Below are 25,143 nucleotides of genomic sequence, written 5' to 3' on the forward strand. Positions count from 1 at the left end.
TAGGCACGCCGCCAGCGTTCGTCCTGAGCCAGGATCAAACTCTCATTTTAAAGTTTGTGACTCAAATTTATTACTAGCGAATTGACTTCGCAAATGTTGTCCTTTTTCAAGGCCCTGCACATTTGTTCATCGAAACTTTGTTCAGTTTTCAAAGGTCTACTTATCTGTTACGAATTAACTATCAACTCACGTAACAGTCAACTTTTATATTATATCATGCTGATTAAAATTAGCAAGCTTTTTTTTTGAGTCATATAAAATTTAGATGATTTTCTCAAGCACAAGTTTTGTCTTCATCACTTCTGAAATTAAACTCTGTCTTAACAATAAAAACCCTTTGCAGGCTGAATCTATACTTTAAATGCAATAACAAAATTACAAATTTACAATAGCAATCCCCAGATACTCTACTTGACAAAATCTCAAAATGAGGTAATTTTTGCTATCAAGCTGTTACAAAAATCGTACTAGAAACGATGGCAAATTAATATTTGAAGATCTTACCCCGAAGTATTTATGAAATCAACTACAATTTAAATTACAAACTTGCTGTCGTCGCCCGTAGAATCAATCATTCTAAAATTAAAGATACTAAAAATATTTACTAAGCGTCTTTAAAAACAATTATATAACAACTTAAAAATGTAGTTGTAAAATAAAATTATTTAAAAGTTACGACATGAAAATTCACCAATGGTTAAAGCCTAATTGATAAGACGAGTGACATAACTCGCCAAGTTGTCAACAAATCAAATCTCTACTCGAAAAAAAGCTTGGAGGGTTAGACGTTAAGTGAGATTTGCTTTAAGAAACTATTACGCTCAATTCGGCAATTCCTGATTCAAAAAAACAGTACTTTACTTTCAATTTAGAGTCAACGCTGGATTGAAAGCAAAATACTGTGTCTTATCCAATACTTATTAATATTTATTAAATAGCAAACTTAATTTATTTATCGGGCCTTAATGTTGGGAACAATAAAACATCCCTAATCGATGGGGCATCTGTCATTAACATTACCAGTCGATCAATCCCAATACCCAAGCCCCCAGTTGGCGGCATACCATATTCTAGAGCTTCAACATAATCTTCGTCGATCCCTTCAGCTTCTTCATTACCGGCCTCGCGTTCTTTGACTTGAGCTTCAAAGCGCTGACGCTGATCAACTGGATCGTTAAGTTCACTAAACGCATTAGCAAATTCATTTCCCAAAATAAACAATTCAAAACGATCCGTAAAGCGCGGGTCCTTTGCGTTCTTTTTAGCCAATGGCGAAACTTCAATCGGATGTCCATAAACAAAGGTTGGATCCTTAATTTTTGCCTCACAAAAAGTTTCAAAGAATTCATTAATGATATGACCGACTTTCCAATAAGATTCATAATGAACGTGATTCTCATCGGCTAATTTGCGAGCCTTTTCGAGTGTCATTGGTTGCCAAAAATCGATCCCAGTTTCCTCCTTGATTGCATCGACCATATGAATTCGCTTAAAAGGCTTATTAAAATCGATCGAATTTCCTTGATATTCAATTTGACCATTATCAGAAACAACTTTAGCTGCTGCCTTGAAAATTCCCTCCGTCTCATCCATAACATCAGTAAAATCATAGTAGGCTACATAAGACTCCAACATGGTAAACTCTGGGTTATGTTTGGTATCAATGCCTTCATTTCGAAAAACACGGCCGATTTCATAAACTCGCTCCATACCACCTACAATCAAGCGCTTTAAATGAAGTTCCAATGCAATTCGCAAATATAAATCAATATCCAAAGCATTGTGATGTGTAATAAATGGTCGAGCAGCAGCACCGCCAGCTTGATTATGCAACACCGGTGTCTCTACTTCAATAAAACGTTGTTCATCCAAATACTTTCGAATTGCTGAAATAATTTTAGTTCGTTTCAAAAAGCGCTCAAAACTATCACGATTTGAAATCAAGTCTAAATAACGCTGACGATAAATCTGTTCAACATTCTGCAAACCATGAAATTTATCTGGTAAAGGACGTAAAGCTTTTGAAAGAAAAGTCAAGTCTGTAACTCTGAGAGTCAATTCACCAGTATCCGTTTTAATAACCGTTCCAGTCAATCCTAAATGATCACCTAAATCAGAACGTTTAAAAATATGATACTTTTCTTCACCAACTATATCTTTTCTGATATAGATTTGCATACGGCCATCGCGATCTTGAATATCAGCAAAACCGACTTTACCTTTTCCGCGTTTAGCAACCATTCTACCAGCAATTGTAACTTGTGGGTTAAGTTCTTCCAATTTTTCCTTGGTCAAATCATCATATTTGTCATGTAGCTCTTGCGACATTGAGTCCCTAACAAACCGATGCCCAAATGGATCGATTCCTTCTTGACGAAGCTCATCCATCTTCTCACGTCTAACTTTTAATTGATCATTGAGATTTTCAACTTTTGTCAACTTTAATCCTCCAGTTCTTTTACTGCAAATTAATCTTCTTAGCCTATTTTAGCACGCCGGGCTACTCTTTTTGCGATAAATTCTTCAGCTTCTTGCTGAAAGCAGTCAAAAATTTCAATCATTTTTTCTTCCGTATCGACTGCATTTAAAGCTGCTTTAGCTTTTGCTGAACGCGGAATACCTTTCAAATAATAAGCTGCCTGGGTTCGAAATTCTCGTGGGCCAATATAGCCACCTTTTAGTGCTACCAAACGATGTAAGTGTTCTTTGGCAACTTGAATTTTTTCAGTTGGAGTTGGTTCAGCAACAACTGGTTTTCCGGCCAAATATTCAACTGTTTGCTTAACGATCCACGGATTGCCTAAAGCTGCCCGACCAATCATCACTGCATCTGCACCAACATCCGTTAACATTTTTTTAGCTTCCTGTGGCGTCCGGACATCACCATTGCCCATAAATGGAATCTTAGTCAAGTGATCTGCGACTTCTTTCAATACGCCCCAATCAGCATGACCGGTATACCGCTGAGCACGAGTCCTGCCATGCATTGCTAATGCAGCAGCCCCACCTTCTTCAGCGGCCAATGCATTTTCAACTGCATATAAATGGTCGCTATCCCAGCCAGTTCGCATTTTAACAGTTACTGGTACATGACAGGCAGAAGCAACCGCGTGAACCATCTCATAAACTTTATCCGGATCTAACAACCATCTTGCCCCAGCCTCAGCTTTGGTAACTTTAGGTACCGGACAACCCATATTAATATCAATGATATCAACATTAGTATGTTCCTCAATGTACTCTGCTGCTGCTAACAAAGTCTCTTTGTTGCCGCCAAAAATTTGTACGCTAACCGGATGTTCGCGTGAATCAAATTTGAGCATTCCTAAAGTCTTTTTATTTCTAAACTGAATTCCGCGATCAGAAATCATTTCGCAAACGACTAAACCAGCGCCAAATTCTTTGCAGATCATTCGAAAAGCTACATTGGTAACTCCAGCCATTGGAGCTACGACTACTTGGTTTGGGATCGTAATGTCACCGATCTTCCACTTCATTGCGACACCTCATTTATCTAATTATTCTTTTGCATCATAGCATAAATCAATTTGAATTAAAAACTAACTTCACGTTTATTTCAATTTTAGCAATTTTTCTAATTCTGACTCGTTAAAAAAATATTTTTTGCCGCAAAAACGACAGATCGTCTCTGCCTGATGATCTTCATTAATAATTGTCTCAAGCTCTTTAGCAGACAAACTAGCTAAGGCTTTAGCAAATTTTTCTTTAGAACAATTACAACAATAATCAAGGGGCACTTTCGTTAAAATTTCAACTTGATCCGTCTTGACAATTCGATGGATCAAATTTTCCAAACTGCCATCTTCTGCCAGCAGGGCACTGATGGCTGGCAAGCTGCTGATCCGTTTTTCAACTTTTTCAATCAGCTTGGACTGCGCACCTGGTAACACTTGAATTAAAAAGCCACCAGCTGATTTGATATCAGAATTTGGCTTTAGTGAAACTGAAACGCCAACTGCTGAAGGAATCTGCTCTGATTTAGCTAAATAGTAAGTTAAATCTTGACCAATTTCTCCTGATATCAACGGAACCTGTCCGGTAAATGGTGTTTTTAAGCCAAGATCCTTGGTAACTGCTAAAGTCCCCTTTTGACCAACTGCTTGCTTAATCGAAATTGCTTGCGAATCGTTTTGCGGCAAGTCAGATTCTGGATAATGAAGATACCCTTTTACTTGTCCTTGAGCATTCCCATCAGCAACTATTGGACTTAATGGACCATTTCCCTGAATTTTAACGGTCAAAAGGCCCTTTTTTTTAAGCAAAGCTGCACTTAAAAGGGCAGTGCCCGTTAACGTTCTGCCTAGGACAGTTGTAGCCACTGGTTCAGTATTATGAACTTGCTGAGCTTTTGTCACTAAGCGGGTAGTATTAGCAGTATAAATTCTAAATTGGCCATTAAAAGCCATCGTTTTGGTTAAATAATCTCGCATACTTTCTCCTCAAGTCAAAACACAAAGCGGAACAAAACTTTAAGTCTTATTCCGCCTTATTTCTATCTATTTAAAAACTTTACTAATCTTTTGGATAATAAGTCGTGGTGTCATTTTCATCACCATCATCATCACGGCTTTGATCAGCTTTTTGTTTTGCCGCTTCCTTACGTTTCAATGCCTCTTTTGATTCTTCGAAAGTTGCAGCTTTTTCACTCGGAAACTCTTCATGTTTTTCAGGCATCTTGCCAGTATCAAACAAACTTAAAATTTGCTTTTCATCCAGCGTCTCGTACTCTAGCAAAGCTTCAGCAATTGTTCGATGTTGATCACGATGTTCTTGAATGATCTTCTTAGCAGTCACCATACCATCATTTAAGAGTTGTTTAACTTCTTCGTCAATCAAATTGGCTGTCTGAGCTGAATAATTTGGTTGACCCGAATAAGCATCACCAGCAAACATTGCACTTTGACCTTCATATTGCACTGGACCAAGCTTGTCACTCATTCCATATTCAGTTACCATTGCCCGTGCTAATTGAGTAGCTTGTTGAAAATCATTTGATGCGCCTGAAGACTGTTCATGGAAAATTATTTCCTCAGCAGCACGACCACCCATTAAACCAGCAATCTGCTCGGTAATATCTTTCTTCGTTAAAAGCATCTGATCCTCTTTGGGAAGCATAATAGCATAACCACCAGCGCGGCCCCGTGGAACGATCGTTACTTTATGAACGACACGAGCATCATTTAAGACGAGACCAACAACTGTATGTCCCGCTTCATGAAAAGCAACTGTCTCTCGTTCATGTTTGCTGATGACCCGATCACGCTTAGCAGGCCCGGCAATTACTCGATCTTCCGCTTCATCAATATCAGAAGCATCAATTTGCTTTTTATCACGCCGAGCAGCTAATAATGCCGCCTCATTCAGCAAGTTTTCCAAATCAGCACCAACAAAACCTGGAGTCTGTTTAGCTATCATCTTTAGATCTACATCATTCGCTAACGGCTTATTGTGAGCATGAACCTTTAAAATAGCTTCACGTCCCTTAACATCTGGACGACCAACCAAAATCTTGCGATCAAAACGGCCTGGCCGCAATAAAGCCGGATCCAAAACATCTGAACGGTTAGTAGCAGCCATAACAATGACACCTTCATCACCTTCAAAGCCGTCCATTTCAACCAATAACTGATTAAGTGTTTGTTCACGCTCATCGTGACCGCCGCCCATGCCAGCACCCCGCCGGCGTCCAACGGCATCAATTTCATCAATGAAAATAATTGACGGAGCATTCTTTTTGGCATTTTCAAATAAGTCACGCACACGACTTGCACCGACACCAACAAACATTTCAACAAAATCCGAACCAGAAATTGAGAAAAATGGAACTCCAGCTTCGCCAGCAACTGCTTTGGCTAATAAAGTTTTACCAGTTCCAGGAGGCCCTTCAAGTAAAACCCCAGAAGGAATCCGAGCACCAAGTGAAAGGAATTTATTTGGATCGCGTAAAAATTCAACGACTTCAACTAATTCTTGTTTTTCTTCCTCCGCACCAGCGACATCTGAAAAGCGAACCTTATTCGATTTTTTATCGACTGGTTTTGCTTTGGACTTGCCAAAATTCATGACTCGCCCGTTGCCGCCACCTTGGCCCGCTTGACCCATCATCATGTAGAAGAAGAAAATGAAGAAGACCACTGGTAACAGATATATTAATAGTTGTAACCATAAGCTGCTTGACTCTTCTTCTTTAGCACCATTTTTAACGTCATTTTGCTGAGCATATTTTTGAATTTGCTTAACAGCGACATCGTTGGTTAACACATTGGTAGTAAATGACTTTGTCTCATTGCTTGACACACCAAAGCTACCCAAGCCACTGGAGCTTGAAACTTTTTTGGGATGACGATAGGTACCAGTTACTTTATAGGTACTACCAGATGGCTGCATCGTGAAACTTTTGACATTGTTATCTTTTAATTCAGTTATAAACTGACTTGATTGGATTTGCTGAGACTGAGAATTCCCTTTGCCTCCGAAAAAGTAATAAAGCATTCCCATGATCCCAAGGAAAATCACAATATAAAACAGACTGTTTTTAAAAAGTCCATTCTTCTTATTGTTCATTGGTTCCCTCCTTGACCTAACGTCCTTTAACCGTAAGAACGACCATTGTTTAAATGATAGCACATTTGACTAATATTGACTATTGATTTTGCATATAAATCTCAGGTTTTAAAATTCCAACATATGGTAGGTTGCGATATAAGCCTTGATAATCGAGCCCATAGCCGACAACAAACTCATTGGGAACTTTGAATCCAACATAGTCTGGCGAAATTTGTTTTTCTCGACGTTCAGGTTTATCCAATAAAGTACAGATTCTGACTGACTTAGCATGCCGATGATTCAATAAATCAACTAAACATGCTAAGGTTCTTCCAGTATCAATTATATCTTCAACAATCAAGACCTCCCTGTCAGCAGCCGATATATCCAGATCTTTTAAAATCTTGACTGATCCAGAAGACTCGGTCGCATTGCCATAGCTGGAAACATCCATAAAATCTATTTCCAGCTGCGTATCCATTTGTCGTACAAGATCCGACATAAACAAAATAGCGCCCTTTAAGACGCAAATAACCAAGGGCCTCTTGCCATGGTAATCCTTTGAAAGCTGAGCACCTAGCTTCTGACAGATCTCAGCAATTTGTGTCTGACTGTAAAGAACTCTCTCAATATCCTGATTCATAAAGCATCCTCATTCCTAAAAATTACCACGTATTCGCTGTTGCTTTTTCTTACTATATCAGCTTGAAGTATATCGGATTTTTTATAACCAATCAACCACAGTGGCTGATCCGATTGGTCACAAACTATCCAAGCCTGCTTTCGATCTAGTAAATTAACCTTTTGATCAATCAAAATTTTTTTGACTTTTTGATGACCAATTTTACTTGCTAGTTTATCCCCAGGTTTGCGATGCCGAATTTTTAACGGAAACTTAATTTGACTAGAAAAATATAACGCTTCTGTATCCCAGTCCATATCAGGAACTGAATGATCTGTTTTAAAAAGACCTACCAGATTATTATCCGGCAATTTGACCCACTTGCCAAGTTTAAGCTCTGTTTCATACTCTTGAGGAGAAGACAGCTTTTGGGCATTCTTTTTTAAGATCCCAAAAAAATTATAGTCTTTATAGAACTCGTAGCCATTTCCTAAATCAAGTCGGCCTTGAGGTTTAAATTTATTTTCCAATAAATTCTTGGCCTCACCTAATTGTTCTCGCTTGAATTTTTTGACATTTGTTTCAAAAACTTTTTCTAATAATTTCTGCTTCCATAGCTCAGATTTGGATTGCCAAAAATCAAGTGAAAATTGGGCATGTGTAATTCTAATGTTATTAAAATTTTTTTGAACTTCATAATTCAACAACTCTTCATCTAATCCAAGCTGCTGCATAAAATCAATAACATGATCTTTAAACCCTGAATTTTCTTGAATTAATTCAGGAATTACGATTTGTCGCAATCGATTTCGTAATGTATTGGTTTGATAGTTTGTTTGGTCTTCGAAATATTTTAAATGCTTTTTTTTTGCATATTGCCGCAATTCATTTTTGGTGAACGGCAACAAAGGCCGCAACAAGAACAACCCTTCTGAAAACTCTGTCCGCGGTTTAATCCCTTCTAATTGCGCTAATCGTCCGCCACGAATCAATTTCATTAAAAAAGTTTCAATTTGATCATCCAAATGATGCGCTGTCAAAAGCTCATTGATGTTATTTTCATGCATTATCTTCTTAAAAAAATCATAGCGAAATTTTCTTGCAGCTGCTTCAATTCCAGTTGTTGGATGAATTTCTATTGGCCAGGTCAAACTAAACAACTTCAAATCATGCTTAGCACAAAAGTCTTTAAGATATTTGCTTTCTTCCTTGCTTTCTTTTCGCAACTGATGATCTACGTAAGCAACATAAATTTGGGGACGTTTTGCTTTTGGCAAATGCAGCAGTAAATCCAACATAACCGTTGAGTCAACGCCCGTCGAAACTGCCGCTAAAACCTTAGAGGAATGACTGGTTAAGTTAAAACTTTTTAAAAATCTATCAGTAAATTCCATGACTAATCACCTTAAAAAAAAACTGTCCTCATTAAATTTAATTCTTCAATGAAGGACAATTTTCAATTTTTAACTGCGGCGGCCGCCACGACCACCACGTTTTCCTTCTGTATTTCGCTTCAGTGAAGTTAAACGTGCTTCACTTTCTTTTAAGAAACCGGCTAGTAAACTGTCAAAATCTTTTGGTTTGCTTTCAGATCTTTGGAAATTATGACTTTTCGCAGCGCTGGAATTATGTGTCTTGACACCAACCGCACTATGATTAGCATGATGTTTTTCAAAATGATTATTTTGTGAGTAGCCACCCTTAGCAGATTGTGGAGTTTTGTCAACAGCTTTGCGGATCGACAAAGCGATCTTGCCATCAGGTGCAATCGAAAGGACTTTAACGGTGACTTTATCACCAACACTTAAAACATCATGAATATCTTTGACATAACTGTCAGAAATTTCACTAATATGAACTAACCCATTCTTTTTTTCACCTAAATCCACAAAAGCGCCAAAATTAGTAATTCCTGAAACTTTACCAGTGACCTTAGCCCCTACTTCAATTGACATAAAAAAGCTGTTCCTCCTTAAATTGTATACACTTCAGTATAACACGACTAGCAAGGGATGCAACAAGCATTAAAAATTATTGAACAATTTTATTTTGCTAGATTATTTTGGCTTCCTGCTGGCAAATTATAAATTGTTTCACCGCTCTTACTATAGTAATATTTTTCCCTAACGAGTTTTTGTAAATAATCATCATTATTTAGCTGTTTGACTTGCTGTTTTAGATTCTTCCGCTGAGTTGTTACCTGCTTTAATTTTTTCTGAGCAACATTTGACTGCCGCACAACGTCAGCAGTTGAGCGTTGGGTTTTAACAATCCGAACAGTTAAAATTGAAAAAATAGCCAAGAAAATCAAGCTAATGCCCAATAATCGCTTCTGATGGACCCGCTTAAGCTGTCTGCGGCGTGCACGAATTTGCGACTGAGAATATTGTTGTTCAAAGTAAGGAGTTTGAAGCACTTTGATTTTTTTCTGACTTTGACTCAAATTGTCCACTCCTAATTAATTATTTGCATTAATTATACCAAAGTAATTGATGCATAGTCTAATTCCCAGTCTAATTATTCTATGATTTTTCTTTGATAATCTGATACAGTTCGCTTGCCTCATTTTTTTTAGCATTTTCATTTAATGAAACTACTTTTACAATTAACAGCCGATTGCCAAATTTTAAAGTCAGTTGATCTCCCACAACCACATTGCTTGATGATTTAGCAACTTTTTGATTGATCAAGATCCTGCCTTGGTCAGCAATTTGCTTGGCAACCGTTCGGCGTTTGACCAAACGTGATACTTTCAAATATTTATCGAGACGCATTTTTCTTCTCCATTCTTTTATCCCAGATTTTTTTTAATAGTTTTCAAATTTAACAACTTATATTTGACACCTAATCCAACAAAAATTCCTACTCCACACAAAATTGCTGCTACCAAAACATAAATATTATTGAATCGATTTGGAACGATTATTAATTCCATTAACCAGCTGACAATTTTGACGACTACAATCATTGGCACAATAATTGCTAAGTACTTCCGCCAATTACCATTTTTTAAATAGCTAAAACCAATTTCAGTAACTAAATAACCGCCAAATAAGCTCGCAGCCAATAAGGCTAAATCAGAAGCCGCTGCTCCGCCTACAATACCAAAATAAAAGACTAGCGGATAATTTAAAACCAGTTTGATCAAAATCATTGTACCAATTATTAAAACCACCCGGAGTTTTTGATCCTGGCTTTGTAATAGGACGTTATCCAAGATCACTAAAGTGGCCAAAGGAATCATCAAACTGTTGACTGCTAAAGTTAAGGAGCCTAAAGAATCATTAAATAATAACCAATTGATCTGCGGCATTAAAATACTCATACCACCAGCTGCTGCTAAAGCAAACAACAAAGCCACTTGAAATAAATTACGCACTTTTTGTTGAAAGTCCCTAAAATTAGTTGTCTGTCGGCTTTTAACCAGTTCTGGCAAAAAACTGGTTGCTAGTGAATTGGTCACTACTAAGCCCAGCTGAACTAGTGGTTGACCACGATCATAAATCCCCTTCAAATTTGCCGCTGCATGAAAGCTAATTCCACTAGCCTGTAAAGCATTTCTGAAAGTGAATGAATCAACCAATTGAAGCAAAATCAGCAAAGCAGCATTTAAGCAAAACAGTAAGCCTTCTGTAAAAAGCGGTTTGGCTAAATCAATCAAGCGACTCCATCTTAATTTAACCTGTAAATGCGAAAAGTCCTTGATAAAAGTCTTCAAGAAAAATGGTAATGCCGCTAGCCCACCAAAAGTTCCGCCCAGCATTGCCCAACTGCCAGCCTGATAAAGCGAGCTGCTCGTCTTCTTTGCCCAATATGCCGCCAAAATAATTACGATCACGCGCACTGTTTGCTCGACCAATTGCGAATAAGAAGTCTTCTTCATGTCAAACAATCCTTGATAAAAACCACGGCCAGAAGCTAAAAAGGGCATCAATAAATACATCCAGCCGACATTTTGAATCAAGTGAATTAACTGTTGATCGCCCATTAGCCTGGCTAAAAATCCTGCACTGCCCTCGATCAACAAAAATAAACCAATCCCCAAAATCACTAGAACGTAACAGTAATCTCGGCCAATCAAATACTTTTTTTCGATTGACGGTTGCTCGGCGACCTTTTTGGAAATAAATACGGGAAAACCACTCAAAGCAAAAGTCATTCCCAAACCATAAAGCGGATAGACTTGCTGATAAATATAAAAGCCTGTATTTCCAACCAAATTTTGAAAAGGTATGCGGTAAACCGCACTTAAAATCTTGATGATTAGCGAAGATAGCGTTAAAAGAACGGTTCCTCGTAAAATCAAGTTATTTGGCTGATGCTGCTCCATAGGATCTCTCCTTCGCTGCCTTGACTTCTTGATTCAAAACCGTAAACAAATTACTCATCTGAGTTAAGGTATCTTCAATTGTTGTTTGTGGTTGCTGATAAAAAACGATCTTTAATTGATCCGCATCGCTTTTAATCGTTGCTTTCAGTTTAGTCTGCGCCAAAGCTTTGAGCAACTGACGGACGTTCAAGAGCCTTTCAAATCGGCCTTCAAAATCAATTGAAAATTGCATTTCCTTTTGTGTTATTGTTTTGACTAAACTTTGATCGGCTAACATCTTCAACCGGCCAACCGCTAATAGATTGGCAACAGCTGGCGGATAATCGCCAAAACGATCTATTAAATCTGCTTGAACTTCATCAAATTGTGTTTGATTCTTTATACTGCGGATTCGTTTATAAATTTCAATTTTTTGCTGCGGATCGCTAATATAATCGTTAGGCAGATAAGCCTCCAATTTAAGTTCTATCTCTGCATCACTGCTGATGCTTTGCTGCTTGCCTTGTTTTTTGGCAACTGCCGTCTGCAACATTTGAACATAAAGATCATAACCAACGGAATTGATAAAGCCATGCTGCTGTTTTCCCAATAAGTTCCCGGCTCCACGAATTGCTAAATCACGCATTGCAATTTTAAAACCCGAACCTAATTCCGTAAAGTCTTTGATCGCCTCTAATCTTTTTTCACTGACCTCTGTTAAAACCTTGTTAGGTCGATACATAAAATACGCATAAGCTACTCGATTACTTCGACCAACCCGGCCACGCAGCTGGTAGAGCTGAGCTAATCCCATGCGATCTGCATCTTCAACAATTAGAGTGTTGACATTGGGCATATCAATCCCCGTTTCGATGATTGTGGTCGTAACTAGAACATCATATTCACCATTAAGGAAATCAAATAAAATTCGCTCTAACTGATTTTCACTCATTTGTCCATGAATATAACCAATTCGTGCATCTGGAATCAATGTCTTTAATTCACTGACCGTTCTTTCAATATCAGCCACTCGATTATGCAAATAAAAAGTCTGACCTCCACGATTTATTTCACGATGAATTACATCCGCTACTAAGCCGAAATCTTGTTCTGTCACATAAGTTTGGATTGGAAAACGATTTAAAGGCGCAGTTTCAATCACTGATAAATCACGAACTTTTAGCATTGACATATTTAAAGTTCGCGGAATCGGAGTTGCTGTAAGTGTCAAAACATCAATATTCGCCCGTAATTGTTTAATTTTTTCCTTATGTTTAACGCCAAAGCGCTGTTCCTCGTCAATGATCAGCAAGCCAAGATCTCTGAATTTAACATCGTTTGATAATAAGCGGTGTGTTCCGACAACAATATCAAGCTGGCCTGATTGCAAACCATTGATCGTTTCCTTAATCTGCTTAGGTGTCCGGAAACGTGATAGGATTCCCACCTTAACTGGAAATTCATTAAAGCGGGTTAGCATCGTTTCATAATGCTGTTGAGCCAAAACTGTCGTTGGCACCAAAAAAGCGACTTGCTTGCCACTTTCAATTGCTTTAAAAGCTGCCCGCAAAGCAACCTCTGTTTTCCCATAACCAACATCACCGATTAAAAGTCGATCCATTGGCCGAACTTGCTGCATATCATGTTTGATTTCAGCGGTGCTTCGCAATTGATCTGGAGTTTCCGTATAAGGAAAGGCAGCTTCAAATTGCCGTTGCAAATCATCATCCGGCAAAAACGCAAAACCTTTGTTCAGCTGACGTTGAGCGTACAATTCAATCAGATCATCAGCGATATCCTCAACTTTAGTCGCCACTTTACGTTTGGTTTTAGTCCATTCGCCACTGCCAAGCTTATTAATATGCGGTGCTTTCCCCTCAGCCGAGACATATTTTTGAACCCGATCGATTTGATTAATCGGAACAAATAATTTCCCTTGATCTTGATACTCGATCGTTAAATAATCTTGATGCTTACCAGCAACCACCAATGTTTTAATACCTAAGAAGCGTCCGATCCCATGGTTGACGTGAACAACAAAGTCACCTTTCCTTAAGTCAGTATAACTTTTTAAGCGTTCAGTATTTTCCATCGTTAGGCGACGGAATTGTTTTGTTTTGACTTTCTGAAAAAGTTCGTTTTCAGTTACAACTGTCAGTTTGACTTCTGGTAATTCAAAACCTTGCGTAAAATTTAATAGCATCAATTGTAACTGCCCACTAATAATCTGATCCCGCTGATTGATTACAACTTTAATCCCAAAGTCAGTTAGTGTTTGATAAACTTTCTGCAATCTTTTAGCAGAAGGAATCGCAAAGATAACGGTTTGTTTTTGTTTTTGCCAGCGGGTCACTTCCGATTTTAACAATGGTATCTGTCCAAAAAAACGTTCAACGATTCTAACTTGCAAGTCATCAATGGCAGCAAATTTCAGGCGCCCCATTCCCTTACGGAAAAGTGATAGGAAAAGCTTGTTTTGCTGTAATTGTTTTAAAACCATTTTCAAGTCTGGCAAATCAGAGGCTGCTTTAAACATTTTCCCTTGAGCCAGTTGATTAACTTGCCAAGCAGACTGTTCTTGTAATCGTAAACGATCATTTTCCTTAATTTTGGCGTAATCTCCACAAACTAAAACCGCATCCGTTGGCAAATAATTTGCTAATAAAACAGTTTTACTTAATAACTGTCGGCGATACCCCGCTGTTGTTTTAGGAAACTGATAGTTTTTTAAAGCCAGTTGCAGCTCATTAAAAGTTGACTGTAACTGTTGTGCAAACTTTTTTTCAGTAACTTTTTCGATTGCTAACTGATATAACAAATTAAGCTGTGATAAAGCAGTCTGTTGCAACGTCTCATTCAGTGGATACTCAGTCGCTGGAAAGAATTTGATGCTTTCGATATTCTCAATGCTTCGTTGATCAGTTACTGAGAACCTTCGCAGCGAATCAATTTGTGTATCAAATAAGTCGATCCTGACTGGATTTTGATCATTTAGAGGAAAAACATCAATAATCGACCCACGGATCGCAAAATCGCCTGGCTTAGCAACTAATTGCTCATGAACGTAGCCTAGCTTCAGGAGTTGGCTAGTCAAATCGAGCCCACTGAGGTCGTCGCCGATCTTCAACTGTAAAATGTTTTCTTGCCATATTTCTGGCGGCAAAAGTGGCATCGTTGCTCCACTAATCGTTGTTACAGTAATAGCGTTTTTTTGAATCCCCACAAGAGTTTTAATTCTTTCCACTTTATATTCTGGTGAGGCAACTGCTGCTTCTGCGGCTAACGTTTCTTCGACTGGAAAAAAATTAACCTTTTCTTCTCCTAAAAGAGCCGTCAATTGCTCAACCAATCCTTGTGCGTGATTTAGGTTATCCTCAATCACCAGTAGCGGAACTTCTAACTGTCGAAAAACGTTTGCCAGTAAAAAAGCTTTAATTGCTGGCTGTATTCCTGTCAACAGAAAATTACTTTTTTGGCTTTGCTTGATAATTGTTAAAAAGTTATTTAACCCCGGCAATTTTAAAAAGATATCTTCAATTTTCATCTTTGAAATTTTATTTCTCCTTACGATTGAAACGATTCATAGCTTGATTAAAATCATCAGTTTCCAGCCAAAATCTAATTGCTTCAATTGCTTGATCGATTCCTTGCGCAATTAGGCTTTGCTGTTGTACATCAAATCGTGACAAGACCCAATCAACGACGGTTTGCTTGTTTGGATGATCGATCCCGATCCGAATTCTTTTAAAGTTTTGCCCCGAAACAGCTGCAATAATACTTTTAATTCCATTATGTCCACCAGCTGAGCCCTTTTGACGCAAACGTAATTGCCCAGTTGGCAAATCCAAATCATCATGGACAACTAGAAGATCATCTGGCTCTAAGTCGTAGTAATTTAACAGTGCCCGAACACTTCGACCAGACTCGTTCATATAGGTCGTTGGCTTAGCCAATAAAATAGTCTGTTGACAGTAATGGCCTTTAGCTAACATTGCTTCTTGTCGCGGTCCAGTAAAAGTCAAACCGGCCTGTTGGGCTAAATGATCAAGGACCATAAAACCAGTGTTATGCCGTGTATTCTCATATTCTTTTCCAATGTTCCCTAATCCGACAACAAGTTTCATAACTAACACACCATTCCCATTCGTTTATTATTTACTGTCAATTCTATCATCTTCAAAGCTAAATATTACTATAACCTAGTAATAAATTCTAATCATAAAACATTTCCATTTGCCTTTTCAAATTTTAAAAGAGTCCTTTTTCATAAAATTTCATTTTTTTGTGAATCATAATTCAATTGCTAATCTCTTAACAGCTTTAGTTTTTAAAAAAATATAATAAAATAGCTACATTTGTAACAAAATTTTTGTAACCGAATTTTCAAATTATGTTACAATATAGACGGCATTTTATTTTTAGAAAATTAGGAGGTAGTTATTTTGAAAATTGTTGCTTATGGTATTCGTGCTGACGAAAAGCCTTACCTAGATGAGTGGGGTAAAGCTAATCCTGAGGTTACAGTGGCTTCAACTGGTAAATTACTTGATGAAACCACCGTTGAATTAGCTAAAGGGGCCGATGGGGTAGTTGTTTATCAACAAAAGCCTTACACTGCCAATGTTTTAAACAAATTAGCTAGCTATGGAGTTAAAAATATTTCTTTGCGGAATGTGGGCGTTGATAACGTCGATACTGCTGCAGTTAAACAAAATGGTTTGAAAATCACTAATGTGCCAGCTTACTCTCCACAAGCAATCGCTGAATTTACGGTAACTGAGTTAATGCGGTTACTACGCAATACGAAGACATTTGATCGTAAAATTGCCAACGGAGATTTGCGTTGGGCTCCAGATGTAGCAGAAGAATTAAACCAAATGACTGTCGGTGTCTTTGCTACCGGTCGGATCGGTCGTGCGGCTATTCAAATCTATCGTGGTTTTGGTGCTAAAATTATTGCTTACGATGTCTTCCATAATCCAGAATTGGAAAAAGAAGGCATTTATGTTGATACACCAGAAGAACTATACGCCAAATCAGATGTACTTTCGATTCATGCTCCGGCAACCAAGGAAAATGAACATATGTTAAACGATGAAGCTTTCAGCAAAATGAAAGATGGCGTTTATGTCTTGAATCCTGCTCGAGGAACTTTAGTTGACACTGACGCTTTGATCCGGGCACTTGATTCGGGCAAAGTCAAAGGTGCTGCTCTTGATGTCTATGAAGATGAGGTTGGCGTTTTCAATACTGATTTTGGTAGTTTTGATAAGATCCCAGATGAACGATTAAAAAATTTGTTGAAACGTGATAATGTTCTCGTTACTCCACACATCGCTTTCTATACTAAAAAAGCTGTTCATAATATGGTTTGGTTTGCGATGGATGCTAACAAATCACTGATCGAAACTGGAAATTCTGATAAATTAGTGAAATTTTAAACAGCTGCTAAGTGAAAAGCCTAGTTAACTGGAACAATTATTGAAAATTTAATTTTAAAAAGTTGTTGAAAGTTATTTCAACAGCTTTTTTTTGCAAAAGCAGCCAGCAGTTTCCATGAAAACATTTTGTAAAATAGATTTCTTATCTTTTTTAAAAGTGATATAATTGGAGTGTTAAAAAATTCACTATGGAAGGATGAAGTTCTGTGTCAAAAACACAAAATCATCAAAAAGTTGTTTTAGTCGGTGACGGTGCCGTTGGTTCTACTTATGCTTATGCAATGGCTCTCCAAGGCGTTGCCGAAGAATTCGTGATCGTTGATATCGTCAAAGATCGTACTCAAGGAGACGCACTTGACTTAGAAGATGCTACGCCACTTTCATTTCCTAAAAAAATCTATTCAGGTGAATACTCTGATTGCAAAGATGCCGACTTAGTAGTTATCACTGCTGGTGCACCGCAAAAGCCAGGTGAAACTCGGCTTGATTTAGTTAATAAAAACTTGAAGATCTTATCAAGTATTGTTAAACCAGTTGTCGACTCAGGCTTTGATGGTATCTTCTTAGTAGCTGCCAACCCAGTTGATATTTTAACTTACGCTACTTGGAAGTTCTCTGGTTTTCCAAAGAATCGTGTCGTAGGTTCAGGTACTTCCCTTGACACATCTCGGCTGAAGGTTGCTTTAAGCAAAGCTTTGGATGTTAATGATCCACGTTCAATCCATGCTTATATCATGGGTGAACACGGTGATTCCGAATTTGCAGCTTTTTCAACTGCAACTGTTGGTAACGTACCGGTTACTGATTTAGCAAAAGAAAAAGGGCTTGCTAAAGATGACTTAGCTAAACTTGAAGATGATGTTCGTAATAAGGCTTATGAAATTATTAATAAAAAAGGTGCTACTTTCTACGGTGTTGCTACCGCACTTGCTCGTCTATCAAAAGCAATTTTGCGTGATGAAAATGCTGTTTTGCCAGTTTCCGCATTCATGGATGGACAATATGGTTTGAATGATGTTTATATTGGTACACCAGCAATCGTTAATGGTACCGGAATTGCTAAAGTTCTGGAAGTTCCATTGAATGCAGAAGAAAGTCAAAAAATGACTGCTTCCGCTAAAACCTTGAAGCAAGTTTTAACTGATGGTCTGAATAACTTAAAGAAAAATTAATCTACTTGATTGACAGTCTAAAAAACCTGGAGAATAGCTTTTATTCTCCAGGTTTTTTATTCTTCAGCTTCTCTCCCGATATTTCTAATTGCTTTTTCAAATTGAAAGTTTTTCTAATAATTCTTAAATTTACTCTTTTTTTATCTTAAATCTATGCTAAGATATATTAGGAAATTTTAATTTGGAGGATGTTCATGCTATTTAAATCATTGATCAAGCCTAAAAAAGTTCTAACAACTGTTAGAGAGGACATTACTTTAGCGGAAGCCTTACAAGTCCTTGAAAGTTCAGGGTTTCGTTGCGTCCCTATCTTAGATCGGACCGGTCAGATCTTTCGGGGAAACATTTATAAAATGCATATTTACCGTCATAAATCACGTGGTGGCGATATGCAGTTACCAGTTACTTACTTACTTAAAAATGCAACTAAGTTTGTTACCTTGGATTCAGCTTTTTTTAATGTTTTTTTCACTATTAAAGATTTACCTTATATTACCATCTTGGATGAGCATAACTTCTTTTATGGAATTTTGACCCATTCCAGTCTGTTAAGTATGCTTTCGCAATCTTGGAATGTTGACGTTGGCAGTTATGTTCTAACGGTTGTTTCAACTGGTGAACGCGGCGACTTAGTTAACATGGCTAAGATCATTACCAAATATACTTCAATTGCTAGCTGTATTACCTTAGATGTTCAAGTAAGAAATCTGGTCCACCGAACATTATTTACTCTGCCAGCCGGAATCACTTCTGAGAAGTTAAAAAAAATCGTTGCCAATCTGGAACGCAAAGAGTTTAAAGTAACTGAGATTGAAAATTTACAAGCCTAAAAACAAGCTGATTAAAATAATCAACTTGTTTTTTTATGATAATATTAAAAATTAATTCTTATGTATTTCAGTCAAGCCTAGACTAACATCAATAGCTTGATTGATTTGAAGCATCTCTTCATCTGTTAAATGAGCAATCTTGTCCTGCAATCGCTGTTTATCAATTGTGCGAATTTGTTCCAATAAAACCACTGAGTCCTTTTCAATCCCCACTTTAGCTGCTCTTAAGCCAACGTGTGTCGGCATCTTAGGCTTCTGAATTTGAGCAGTAATCGCAGCAATAATCACAGTTGGACTATAACGATTGCCAATATTATTTTGAATAATTAGAACCGGCCTTTTTCCACCTTGTTCCGATCCAACGACTGGTGATAAATCCGCGAAAAAAATATCACCACGTTTTACTTCCTTCCCTGCCATACGATCCTCCCTTTATTTATTTTTTGGTTAATTTGACTTCACATTCGCAACTCACAAATTCACTGCAAATTTTTTTATTTAGTGGTCCCATTTCCTCGTAGCCCTTAATCAAATCATCAAGGATTTTTTGATGTTTAATAACATATTCAAATAACGATGGATCTTTTTCTAATTGATATTGATCGATCGCATAATAAGCACAATAGGCATTTAGACGATCCTTTTCATTCTTGAAGATATCTTTACCAAATTCATTTTGATAAGCCACTAGTCATTCCACCCCTGATAATTTGAAAAGTCAAAATTAATTTAAATATACCCGTGCCACTCTATCTGACAAACCACAAAGAATCTCATAATGGATCGTGTTAGCATATTCAGCAACTTCTTGAATAGTAATCTCATTTTGCTGATCCTTGCCAATCATTGTCACCTTTGTCCCTACTGGCAATTGTCGCGGCAATCGAACCATAAATTGATCCATACAGATTCGACCAATAATCTCACACCTTTGTCCAGCAATTAAAACCTGCGCACCTTGTAAACTTCTGGGCCAACCATCAGCATACCCCAGCGGAACTGTCCCAACCCATTCATCCTTAGTTGCCGTGTATGTTTTGCCATAGCCGACGGACTCCCCAGCCATTAGTTGATGAATCGAAACTAATTCACTAACTAAGCTGAGTGCCGGAAATAGTTTTTGCGGAAGTTGTAACTCTCTACCGGAAGGATTCAAGCCATACATTGATATTCCCAAACGAACTAAATTTCCACCGCATTCTCGATGCCACAATGAAGCCGCTGAGTTAGCGACATGAACATACCGTGGCAACGGATCAACAACTGATATCAAACGCTTAAAATTGGCTAATTGAACTTGATAATAATCATTACTTCTAGCATCAGCAGTTGCAAAATGAGAAAAAATACCAGCAAAATCAAACTTATCAGAATTATTCCTTAAAAAAGCAACCGCCGCCTGTAAATCAGTTTGATTCTTAAAACCAATCCGACTCATTCCGGTATCTAAAGCTAAATGGACACTCAATCGCTGACCAACTGGTAAATATTTTGCTGCCTGCTCTAAAAATTCTAAACTATCAACCGCCACTGCTAATCGATTGGCCGCCATGACTGGTACAGCTAAAGGTGAATTAACCCCTAAAATCAGAACTGGTTCAGTAATACCTGCTTGTCGCAATTGTAAGCCTTCATCAATGACAGCCACACAGAAACCCGCGACCCCTGCTTGACGAGCTGCATAAGCAATTTGAATAGCGCCGTGGCCATATGCATTCGCCTTAACAACAGCAAACAATTGTTGCTTAGCCCCCAGTAAATTTCTTTCAATTTTAATATTCTTCTTAATTGCTGTCAAATCGATCACCGCTTTTGTTGGGCGATGCCATGCTACAACCATAAAATTCCTTCTCTCAAACTTGCTTTTCTAAAATTACTTCAGTCATTACCAAAGAATCCGTATGTGAGATTGATAGAAATGCCTGAATTTGATCTGCTTGCGGATACTTAGCAATAATTGGCCGTCCACTACGCGGATCAGTTAAAATCTCAATGTTTAAAAAAGAAACAAACTTGCCAATCCCAGTACCATAAGCCTTAGAAAAAGATTCTTTAGCTGAAAACCGGCCTGCTAAAAATTCCAGCTGTCGTCGACCAGAATAGTTAGCTAAAACTGCTCTCTCGTTAGGTGTTAAAACCCGTTCAATAAATCTTGGATGCTTTTTCCAGGCACCTTCGATTCGGTCAATCTCAGTCAAATCAATTCCAATACCAAAAATCATTTTTTTCACCTAATTTAATTATAGTTGAATCTCATTGCAATTTTACCACAAATTCAACTTAGTAAAAAATAAAAAAATGACTATCCAGCTTTTCAGTACGAATAGTCATCCTAACTGCAATTACGCAAATCGCAGCCTTCATTATTTATTCAGTTACTTTAACCTTTGTTTCTTATTTTGTATCCATGCTGGTTAGAAGTCGACCGTCTTGAAAACTTCTCTCGACGTTTGTCTTTTTTCGATTCATAATTACGATGATTACCATTATATGATCTTTTTTTAGAACTGAAATGCTTTTTATGAAAATCATTTTTCTTTCTTCTTGGTAATGGACGCTCTGGCGTAATCTTAACTGGCACCTCAGTTGCTGAATCATGCGTCAACTCATCCAACAAGATAGCTACTAAATCAATCGCGTCATACTTGCCTAGGAGTTTTTCCGCTTGATCAGCAAATTTGTCAGTATCGACCTTGTCAGCTAATTCTGCTACTTCCTTCATAGCTGATGACATTTGGCCAATGAAGGCTTCCTGTTCGGTTGGTGGTTTAAGCGGCATCATCCGTTTTTTTGTCAATTTTTCAATTACTCTTAAGTAATCCATTTCATTTGGAGTGACAAAAGTTACTGAAACACCATGGTGCCCGGCTCTCCCTGTCCGACCAATTCGGTGAACATAACTTTCGGGATCTTGAGGAATATCATAATTATAAACATGCGTAACTCCGGAAATATCCAATCCCCGAGCTGCCACATCCGTCGCAACTAAAATATCCAACTTACCGGCCTTGAATTGCTTTAGAATACTTAAGCGCCGTTGCTGGGACAAATCACCATGAATTCCCTTAGCATTATATCCGCGAGCCTCCAAACCTTTAGAAAGCTCATCAACTCGACGCTTAGTTCGTCCAAAGACAATTGTTAAATCAGGAGATTGGACATCTAAAATTCGCGTCATTGTATCAAATTTTTCCAGTTCGCGTGCACGAACGAAAAATTGATCGACCAGATCGGTTGTTAATTCTTTTGCTTTAATTTTTACAATCTGAGGATCAGTCATAAATTTCTCACCGATCTTCAAGATAGCTGGTGGCATCGTTGCTGAAAAGAGCAATGTTTGACGCTGTGAAGGCACTTCTTTGATGATACTTTCAATATCTTCAACAAAGCCCATATCCAACATCTCGTCTGCTTCATCCAAAATGACTGTTTGAACATGCTCAAGCTTGACCGTCCGTCGGCGAATGTGATCCAATAATCTCCCCGGAGTCCCAACCAGAATCTGCGGTGCTCGTTTTAATGCCCTGATTTGGCGACTGATATCCGCTCCACCATAAACCACCTGGACCTTGGCTCTTTTATCTTTACCCAAACGATAAAGTTCTTCTTGCGTTTGAATCGCTAATTCACGAGTTGGCGAAATGATCAACGCTTGAATTTCATTCAATTTAACGTCAATATGTTCTAAGACTGGTAAACCAAAGGCTGCTGTCTTCCCGGTTCCAGTCTGAGCTTGACCAATAACATCGTCACCTTTCAAAACTAAAGGAATAGTTTCTGCTTGAATTGGCGTTGCCTCTTCAAAGCCGCTGCGCTTAATTGCCTTTAATAAATCTTCTGAAAGGCCGAGTTCTGTAAATTTCAAAAAAATATCCTCCTATAATTAAATCTTAATCTATCTTAGTGCTGCTAAAACATTTTCAAGGTGAATTCCGTGACTTCCTTTAAGCATGACCAAATCTTTTGCTTTAAGTGAATTCTTTAAGTCAGCAATCAGTTGTGACTGATGATTCAAATCGTAAAGATGAAGCTGAGCAGCAGAAAATTTATCAACTAATTCAGCTGCTAAAGTCTTAACTTGTGTCCCACATAAGAAGACTTCAGCAATTTTTTGTGGATCGATCGCCTGAGCTAAGCTTGCGTGCATCTGCGGTGAAGCTGATCCCAATTCTAGCATGTCACCTAAAACAACTACCCGCTTCCCCGTCGTAGGGGCTTGAGAGAAAGCTTTTAAAACTAATTTAGCTGCTGTTGGATTGGAGTTGTAAACATCACTTAAGATCATTTCTCCTTGACTGCCAACGATCCACTGAGTTCGATTTGCTGTTACTGAAATGTTATTTAAAGCTGTTGCCATCTTTTCAATCGGAATTTGAAAATAATCACCAACTGCTAAAGCTGCCAAAGCATTCTTAACATTGTAAGAGCCAATCATTGGAACTGTAAAATTAAGTTCTGGCCACTTAGTAACCCGGAAACCGGTTTGTTTTTCGTTACTAACGACATTAGTTGCGCGATAGTCATTGTCTTGTGCACCACCAAACGTTCGTGTCTCCTGCAACAGTTTGCTGGTCCGCTGTCGCAACAACGGTTCATCACCGTTATAAACTAGGATGCCGTCTTCTTTCAAACCGTGGGTAATTTCCATCTTAGCATCAGCAATTTTATCACGTGTGCCAAAAAATTCGATATGAGCTTCCCCAATCATCGTGATGACCGCCAAATCTGGTGAAACTAAACGGCTTAAATGATCAAGTTCACCAAAATGATCCATGCCCATTTCAACAACCAATACCTCTGTGTTAGGTTCAATGTTCAAAACGGTCATTGGTACACCAATCTGGTTGTTGAAATTTTCCTGAGTTTTTTTAACATTGAAGCTGGTAGCCAAAATGGCAGCAATCATATCTTTAGTCGTTGTTTTACCATTACTGCCAGTTACTGCAATTACTCGCGGATTAATTTTATTCAAATAATATTTAGCCAACTTCTGCAAGGCAGCTAGCGTATCATTAACTTCTAAAATTGGAAATGAAAAAGCCGCTTTTTGATGATTAGATTGCCAAAGAGTTGCTACAGCGCCATTTGCAATTGCTTTTTCAACGAATTGATGACCATCATTTTCTCCTATCAAGGGAACAAATAATGCTCCAGGCCGCAATGTCCGGGTATCAAAAGACACACTCGTCACCGTAACATTTTTCCAGTCTTCTTTGGTAGTAATCTTAAGTGCTTTCGCAATTTCTGCTAATTGCATCTTCATCAGTAAAACTTCCTTTCAACTTCCAAGCTGATTTAAATCTTTCATCTCAAAATGATTATTAAGTAGTACCTATGCTATTGTATCACAATCATAATCTTGACGGAAAACGCACGAATCCCCCTCAGTCAAAACTAGCTGCTGAGGAGGACCAACCGATTAAAAGTTAAGATTATCTTCAAAAGCTTCCGGCGATAAAACGATCAACTGCCATTTTCGTGAAGTCAAATTATATTTTAAATTCCCAACTAATGAAGATTTTTCAATCAGCATCGTTGGTTCATGCCACTTTAGTTGATAGACGGACTCTGGTGCTGTTAAAAGTGGGACTGTTAACTCCTGCCCACGAATTCGGGTATTACCGAAGTCAAAAACTGCTCCACCGATTAATAACGTCAACAACTGGCGCACGAGACTTTCTGGAAAATCAGCAATTCTTTTTCTTAAGAAAAATGTCCGCCTTTCTCGATAAGTTGCCGTCAAATGCCGAGTCAAGCTTTTCGATAAAACATGGTAAAAGCTCGGTAAATAACGATAATAGATCTTATTTGCGCCATTTGGCAACGTCAAATAAACAAAATCATTCTGCAATTTATAATAAAATGGTGACTTCAGATGGGTGAAAGCATGACCCAAATATAACATTTCGGCCACTTCTTGCGGTGTCAAAGACTCCAAATCAAAAGAATGATCAAAATCAATCCACTGTAAATCCTTTTGTGCTTGACTCAACAAAAAACTTTGCACTTGATTTTGACCAATATACATATTAAAACCTGAATAGATATCAATTTCTTGAGATGGATCGACTATCCCAAGTGACAAAACATTTTCTGGTTTTTTTTTGATCCCAGCTAAAAAATCAATTATCGAGATCCCATAAGTTAAAGTTAAATGGGAAACTCTTTCAATATGCACATAGACAATATTATTGCGCATCTG

General features: G+C 38.0%; 22 protein-coding genes. 3 read left to right on the top strand and 19 right to left on the bottom strand.

Annotated elements, in window-relative coordinates; genetic code table 11:
• Nucleotides 1-948: 948 nt before the first annotated feature.
• The 12 genes from lysS to pth form a co-directional block, all read right to left on the bottom strand.
• Nucleotides 949-2,439, bottom strand: a complete 1,491-nt coding sequence (gene lysS / locus KH893_RS09040) for a lysine--tRNA ligase (RefSeq protein ID WP_281165831.1) — start codon at nt 2,437-2,439, stop codon at nt 949-951.
• 38 nt (nt 2,440-2,477) lie between these two features.
• Nucleotides 2,478-3,497 carry a tRNA dihydrouridine synthase DusB gene (gene dusB, locus KH893_RS09045; RefSeq protein ID WP_281165832.1) on the bottom strand — a complete coding sequence of 340 codons (1,020 nt, stop codon included), beginning with the start codon at nt 3,495-3,497 and terminating at the stop codon, nt 2,478-2,480.
• Nucleotides 3,498-3,572: 75 nt separating this feature from the next.
• Nucleotides 3,573-4,451, bottom strand: coding sequence for an Hsp33 family molecular chaperone HslO (gene hslO / locus KH893_RS09050; protein WP_281165833.1), 879 nt, complete (start codon nt 4,449-4,451; stop codon nt 3,573-3,575).
• A gap of 82 nt (nt 4,452-4,533) precedes the next feature.
• Nucleotides 4,534-6,585 (bottom strand): ATP-dependent zinc metalloprotease FtsH, encoded by a 2,052-nt coding sequence (gene ftsH, locus KH893_RS09055; protein WP_281165834.1) that lies wholly within the window; start codon nt 6,583-6,585, stop codon nt 4,534-4,536.
• A gap of 79 nt (nt 6,586-6,664) precedes the next feature.
• Nucleotides 6,665-7,210, bottom strand: coding sequence for a hypoxanthine phosphoribosyltransferase (hpt, locus tag KH893_RS09060; RefSeq protein WP_281165835.1), 546 nt, complete (start codon nt 7,208-7,210; stop codon nt 6,665-6,667).
• Nucleotides 7,207-8,583, bottom strand: a complete 1,377-nt coding sequence (gene tilS, locus KH893_RS09065; protein ID WP_281165836.1) for a tRNA lysidine(34) synthetase TilS — start codon at nt 8,581-8,583, stop codon at nt 7,207-7,209. The genes hpt and tilS overlap by 4 nt, the downstream gene beginning before the upstream one ends.
• 69 nt (nt 8,584-8,652) lie before the next feature.
• The gene (locus tag KH893_RS09070) at nt 8,653-9,144 is read right to left on the bottom strand and encodes a S1 domain-containing RNA-binding protein (protein ID WP_281165837.1); all 492 of its coding nucleotides are present in this window, start codon (nt 9,142-9,144) and stop codon (nt 8,653-8,655) included.
• 89 nt (nt 9,145-9,233) lie between these two features.
• Nucleotides 9,234-9,632: an FtsB family cell division protein gene (locus KH893_RS09075; protein WP_281165838.1), complete on the bottom strand. Its 399-nt coding sequence runs from the start codon at nt 9,630-9,632 to the stop codon at nt 9,234-9,236.
• Between the two features lie 79 nt (nt 9,633-9,711).
• Nucleotides 9,712-9,963, bottom strand: a complete 252-nt coding sequence (locus tag KH893_RS09080) for an RNA-binding S4 domain-containing protein (RefSeq protein WP_281165839.1) — start codon at nt 9,961-9,963, stop codon at nt 9,712-9,714.
• A 17-nt stretch (nt 9,964-9,980) separates the two neighbouring features.
• Nucleotides 9,981-11,519, bottom strand: a complete 1,539-nt coding sequence (locus tag KH893_RS09085) for an oligosaccharide flippase family protein (RefSeq protein ID WP_281165840.1) — start codon at nt 11,517-11,519, stop codon at nt 9,981-9,983.
• A complete protein-coding gene (gene mfd, locus KH893_RS09090) occupies nt 11,497-15,042 on the bottom strand; it encodes a transcription-repair coupling factor (protein ID WP_281165841.1) in 3,546 nt (1,181 codons plus the stop codon). Before mfd ends, KH893_RS09085 begins: the two co-directional genes overlap by 23 nt.
• A gap of 10 nt (nt 15,043-15,052) precedes the next feature.
• Nucleotides 15,053-15,622, bottom strand: a complete 570-nt coding sequence (pth, locus tag KH893_RS09095) for an aminoacyl-tRNA hydrolase (protein ID WP_281165842.1) — start codon at nt 15,620-15,622, stop codon at nt 15,053-15,055.
• A gap of 318 nt (nt 15,623-15,940) precedes the next feature.
• Between pth and KH893_RS09100 the strand changes: the two genes are divergently transcribed.
• The 3 genes from KH893_RS09100 (at nt 15,941) to cbpA (ending at nt 18,941) form a co-directional block, all read left to right on the top strand.
• On the top strand, nt 15,941-16,939 hold the full coding sequence (locus tag KH893_RS09100; RefSeq protein WP_281165843.1) for a D-2-hydroxyacid dehydrogenase: 999 nt from the start codon (nt 15,941-15,943) through the stop codon (nt 16,937-16,939).
• 206 nt (nt 16,940-17,145) lie between these two features.
• On the top strand, nt 17,146-18,111 hold the full coding sequence (locus tag KH893_RS09105) for an L-lactate dehydrogenase (RefSeq protein ID WP_281165844.1): 966 nt from the start codon (nt 17,146-17,148) through the stop codon (nt 18,109-18,111).
• Between the two features lie 194 nt (nt 18,112-18,305).
• Complete coding sequence (gene cbpA / locus KH893_RS09110; RefSeq protein ID WP_281165845.1) at nt 18,306-18,941, top strand: cyclic di-AMP binding protein CbpA; 636 nt, start codon at nt 18,306-18,308, stop codon at nt 18,939-18,941.
• A gap of 51 nt (nt 18,942-18,992) precedes the next feature.
• On the opposite strand, the gene KH893_RS09115 is transcribed toward cbpA, so the two are convergent.
• From KH893_RS09115 to KH893_RS09145, 7 genes are all read right to left on the bottom strand, one after another.
• Complete coding sequence (locus tag KH893_RS09115) at nt 18,993-19,361, bottom strand: type II toxin-antitoxin system PemK/MazF family toxin (protein ID WP_010580388.1); 369 nt, start codon at nt 19,359-19,361, stop codon at nt 18,993-18,995.
• A 16-nt stretch (nt 19,362-19,377) separates the two neighbouring features.
• Nucleotides 19,378-19,629, bottom strand: a complete 252-nt coding sequence (locus tag KH893_RS09120; RefSeq protein WP_281165846.1) for a hypothetical protein — start codon at nt 19,627-19,629, stop codon at nt 19,378-19,380.
• A gap of 36 nt (nt 19,630-19,665) precedes the next feature.
• Nucleotides 19,666-20,781, bottom strand: a complete 1,116-nt coding sequence (alr, locus tag KH893_RS09125) for an alanine racemase (protein ID WP_281165847.1) — start codon at nt 20,779-20,781, stop codon at nt 19,666-19,668.
• Nucleotides 20,782-20,794: 13 nt separating this feature from the next.
• Nucleotides 20,795-21,163: a holo-ACP synthase gene (acpS, locus tag KH893_RS09130; protein ID WP_281165848.1), complete on the bottom strand. Its 369-nt coding sequence runs from the start codon at nt 21,161-21,163 to the stop codon at nt 20,795-20,797.
• A 158-nt stretch (nt 21,164-21,321) separates the two neighbouring features.
• Entirely contained in the window at nt 21,322-22,806 is a 1,485-nt protein-coding gene (gene cshA, locus KH893_RS09135; RefSeq protein WP_281165849.1) for a degradosome RNA helicase CshA, read from the bottom strand.
• 30 nt (nt 22,807-22,836) lie between these two features.
• Complete coding sequence (locus KH893_RS09140; RefSeq protein WP_281165850.1) at nt 22,837-24,204, bottom strand: UDP-N-acetylmuramoyl-tripeptide--D-alanyl-D-alanine ligase; 1,368 nt, start codon at nt 24,202-24,204, stop codon at nt 22,837-22,839.
• A gap of 156 nt (nt 24,205-24,360) precedes the next feature.
• Nucleotides 24,361-25,140 carry a hypothetical protein gene (locus KH893_RS09145; protein WP_281165851.1) on the bottom strand — a complete coding sequence of 260 codons (780 nt, stop codon included), beginning with the start codon at nt 25,138-25,140 and terminating at the stop codon, nt 24,361-24,363.
• Nucleotides 25,141-25,143: the final 3 nt, after the last annotated feature.

This window comes from Liquorilactobacillus sicerae, from assembly GCF_029916425.1.
Taxonomy (GTDB): Bacteria; Bacillota; Bacilli; order Lactobacillales; family Lactobacillaceae; genus Liquorilactobacillus; species Liquorilactobacillus sicerae.

Bases quoted from the DNA above. Each gene is read 5' to 3' on its own strand.
- hslO (WP_281165833.1), bottom strand. From the start codon at position 4,451: ATGCGAGATTATTTAACCAAAACGATGGCTTTTAATGGCCAATTTAGA.
- acpS (WP_281165848.1), bottom strand. From the start codon at position 21,163: ATGATTTTTGGTATTGGAATTGATTTGACTGAGATTGACCGAATCGAA.
- dusB (WP_281165832.1), bottom strand. From the start codon at position 3,497: ATGAAGTGGAAGATCGGTGACATTACGATCCCAAACCAAGTAGTCGTA.
- cbpA (WP_281165845.1), top strand. From the start codon at position 18,306: ATGCTATTTAAATCATTGATCAAGCCTAAAAAAGTTCTAACAACTGTT.
- KH893_RS09115 (WP_010580388.1), bottom strand. From the start codon at position 19,361: ATGGCAGGGAAGGAAGTAAAACGTGGTGATATTTTTTTCGCGGATTTA.
- pth (WP_281165842.1), bottom strand. From the start codon at position 15,622: ATGAAACTTGTTGTCGGATTAGGGAACATTGGAAAAGAATATGAGAAT.
- KH893_RS09140 (WP_281165850.1), bottom strand. From the start codon at position 24,204: ATGAAGATGCAATTAGCAGAAATTGCGAAAGCACTTAAGATTACTACC.
- hpt (WP_281165835.1), bottom strand. From the start codon at position 7,210: ATGAATCAGGATATTGAGAGAGTTCTTTACAGTCAGACACAAATTGCT.
- KH893_RS09080 (WP_281165839.1), bottom strand. From the start codon at position 9,963: ATGCGTCTCGATAAATATTTGAAAGTATCACGTTTGGTCAAACGCCGA.
- KH893_RS09085 (WP_281165840.1), bottom strand. From the start codon at position 11,519: ATGGAGCAGCATCAGCCAAATAACTTGATTTTACGAGGAACCGTTCTT.
- alr (WP_281165847.1), bottom strand. From the start codon at position 20,781: ATGGTTGTAGCATGGCATCGCCCAACAAAAGCGGTGATCGATTTGACA.
- KH893_RS09070 (WP_281165837.1), bottom strand. From the start codon at position 9,144: ATGTCAATTGAAGTAGGGGCTAAGGTCACTGGTAAAGTTTCAGGAATT.
- mfd (WP_281165841.1), bottom strand. From the start codon at position 15,042: ATGAAAATTGAAGATATCTTTTTAAAATTGCCGGGGTTAAATAACTTT.
- ftsH (WP_281165834.1), bottom strand. From the start codon at position 6,585: ATGAACAATAAGAAGAATGGACTTTTTAAAAACAGTCTGTTTTATATT.
- KH893_RS09145 (WP_281165851.1), bottom strand. From the start codon at position 25,140: ATGCGCAATAATATTGTCTATGTGCATATTGAAAGAGTTTCCCATTTA.
- tilS (WP_281165836.1), bottom strand. From the start codon at position 8,583: ATGGAATTTACTGATAGATTTTTAAAAAGTTTTAACTTAACCAGTCAT.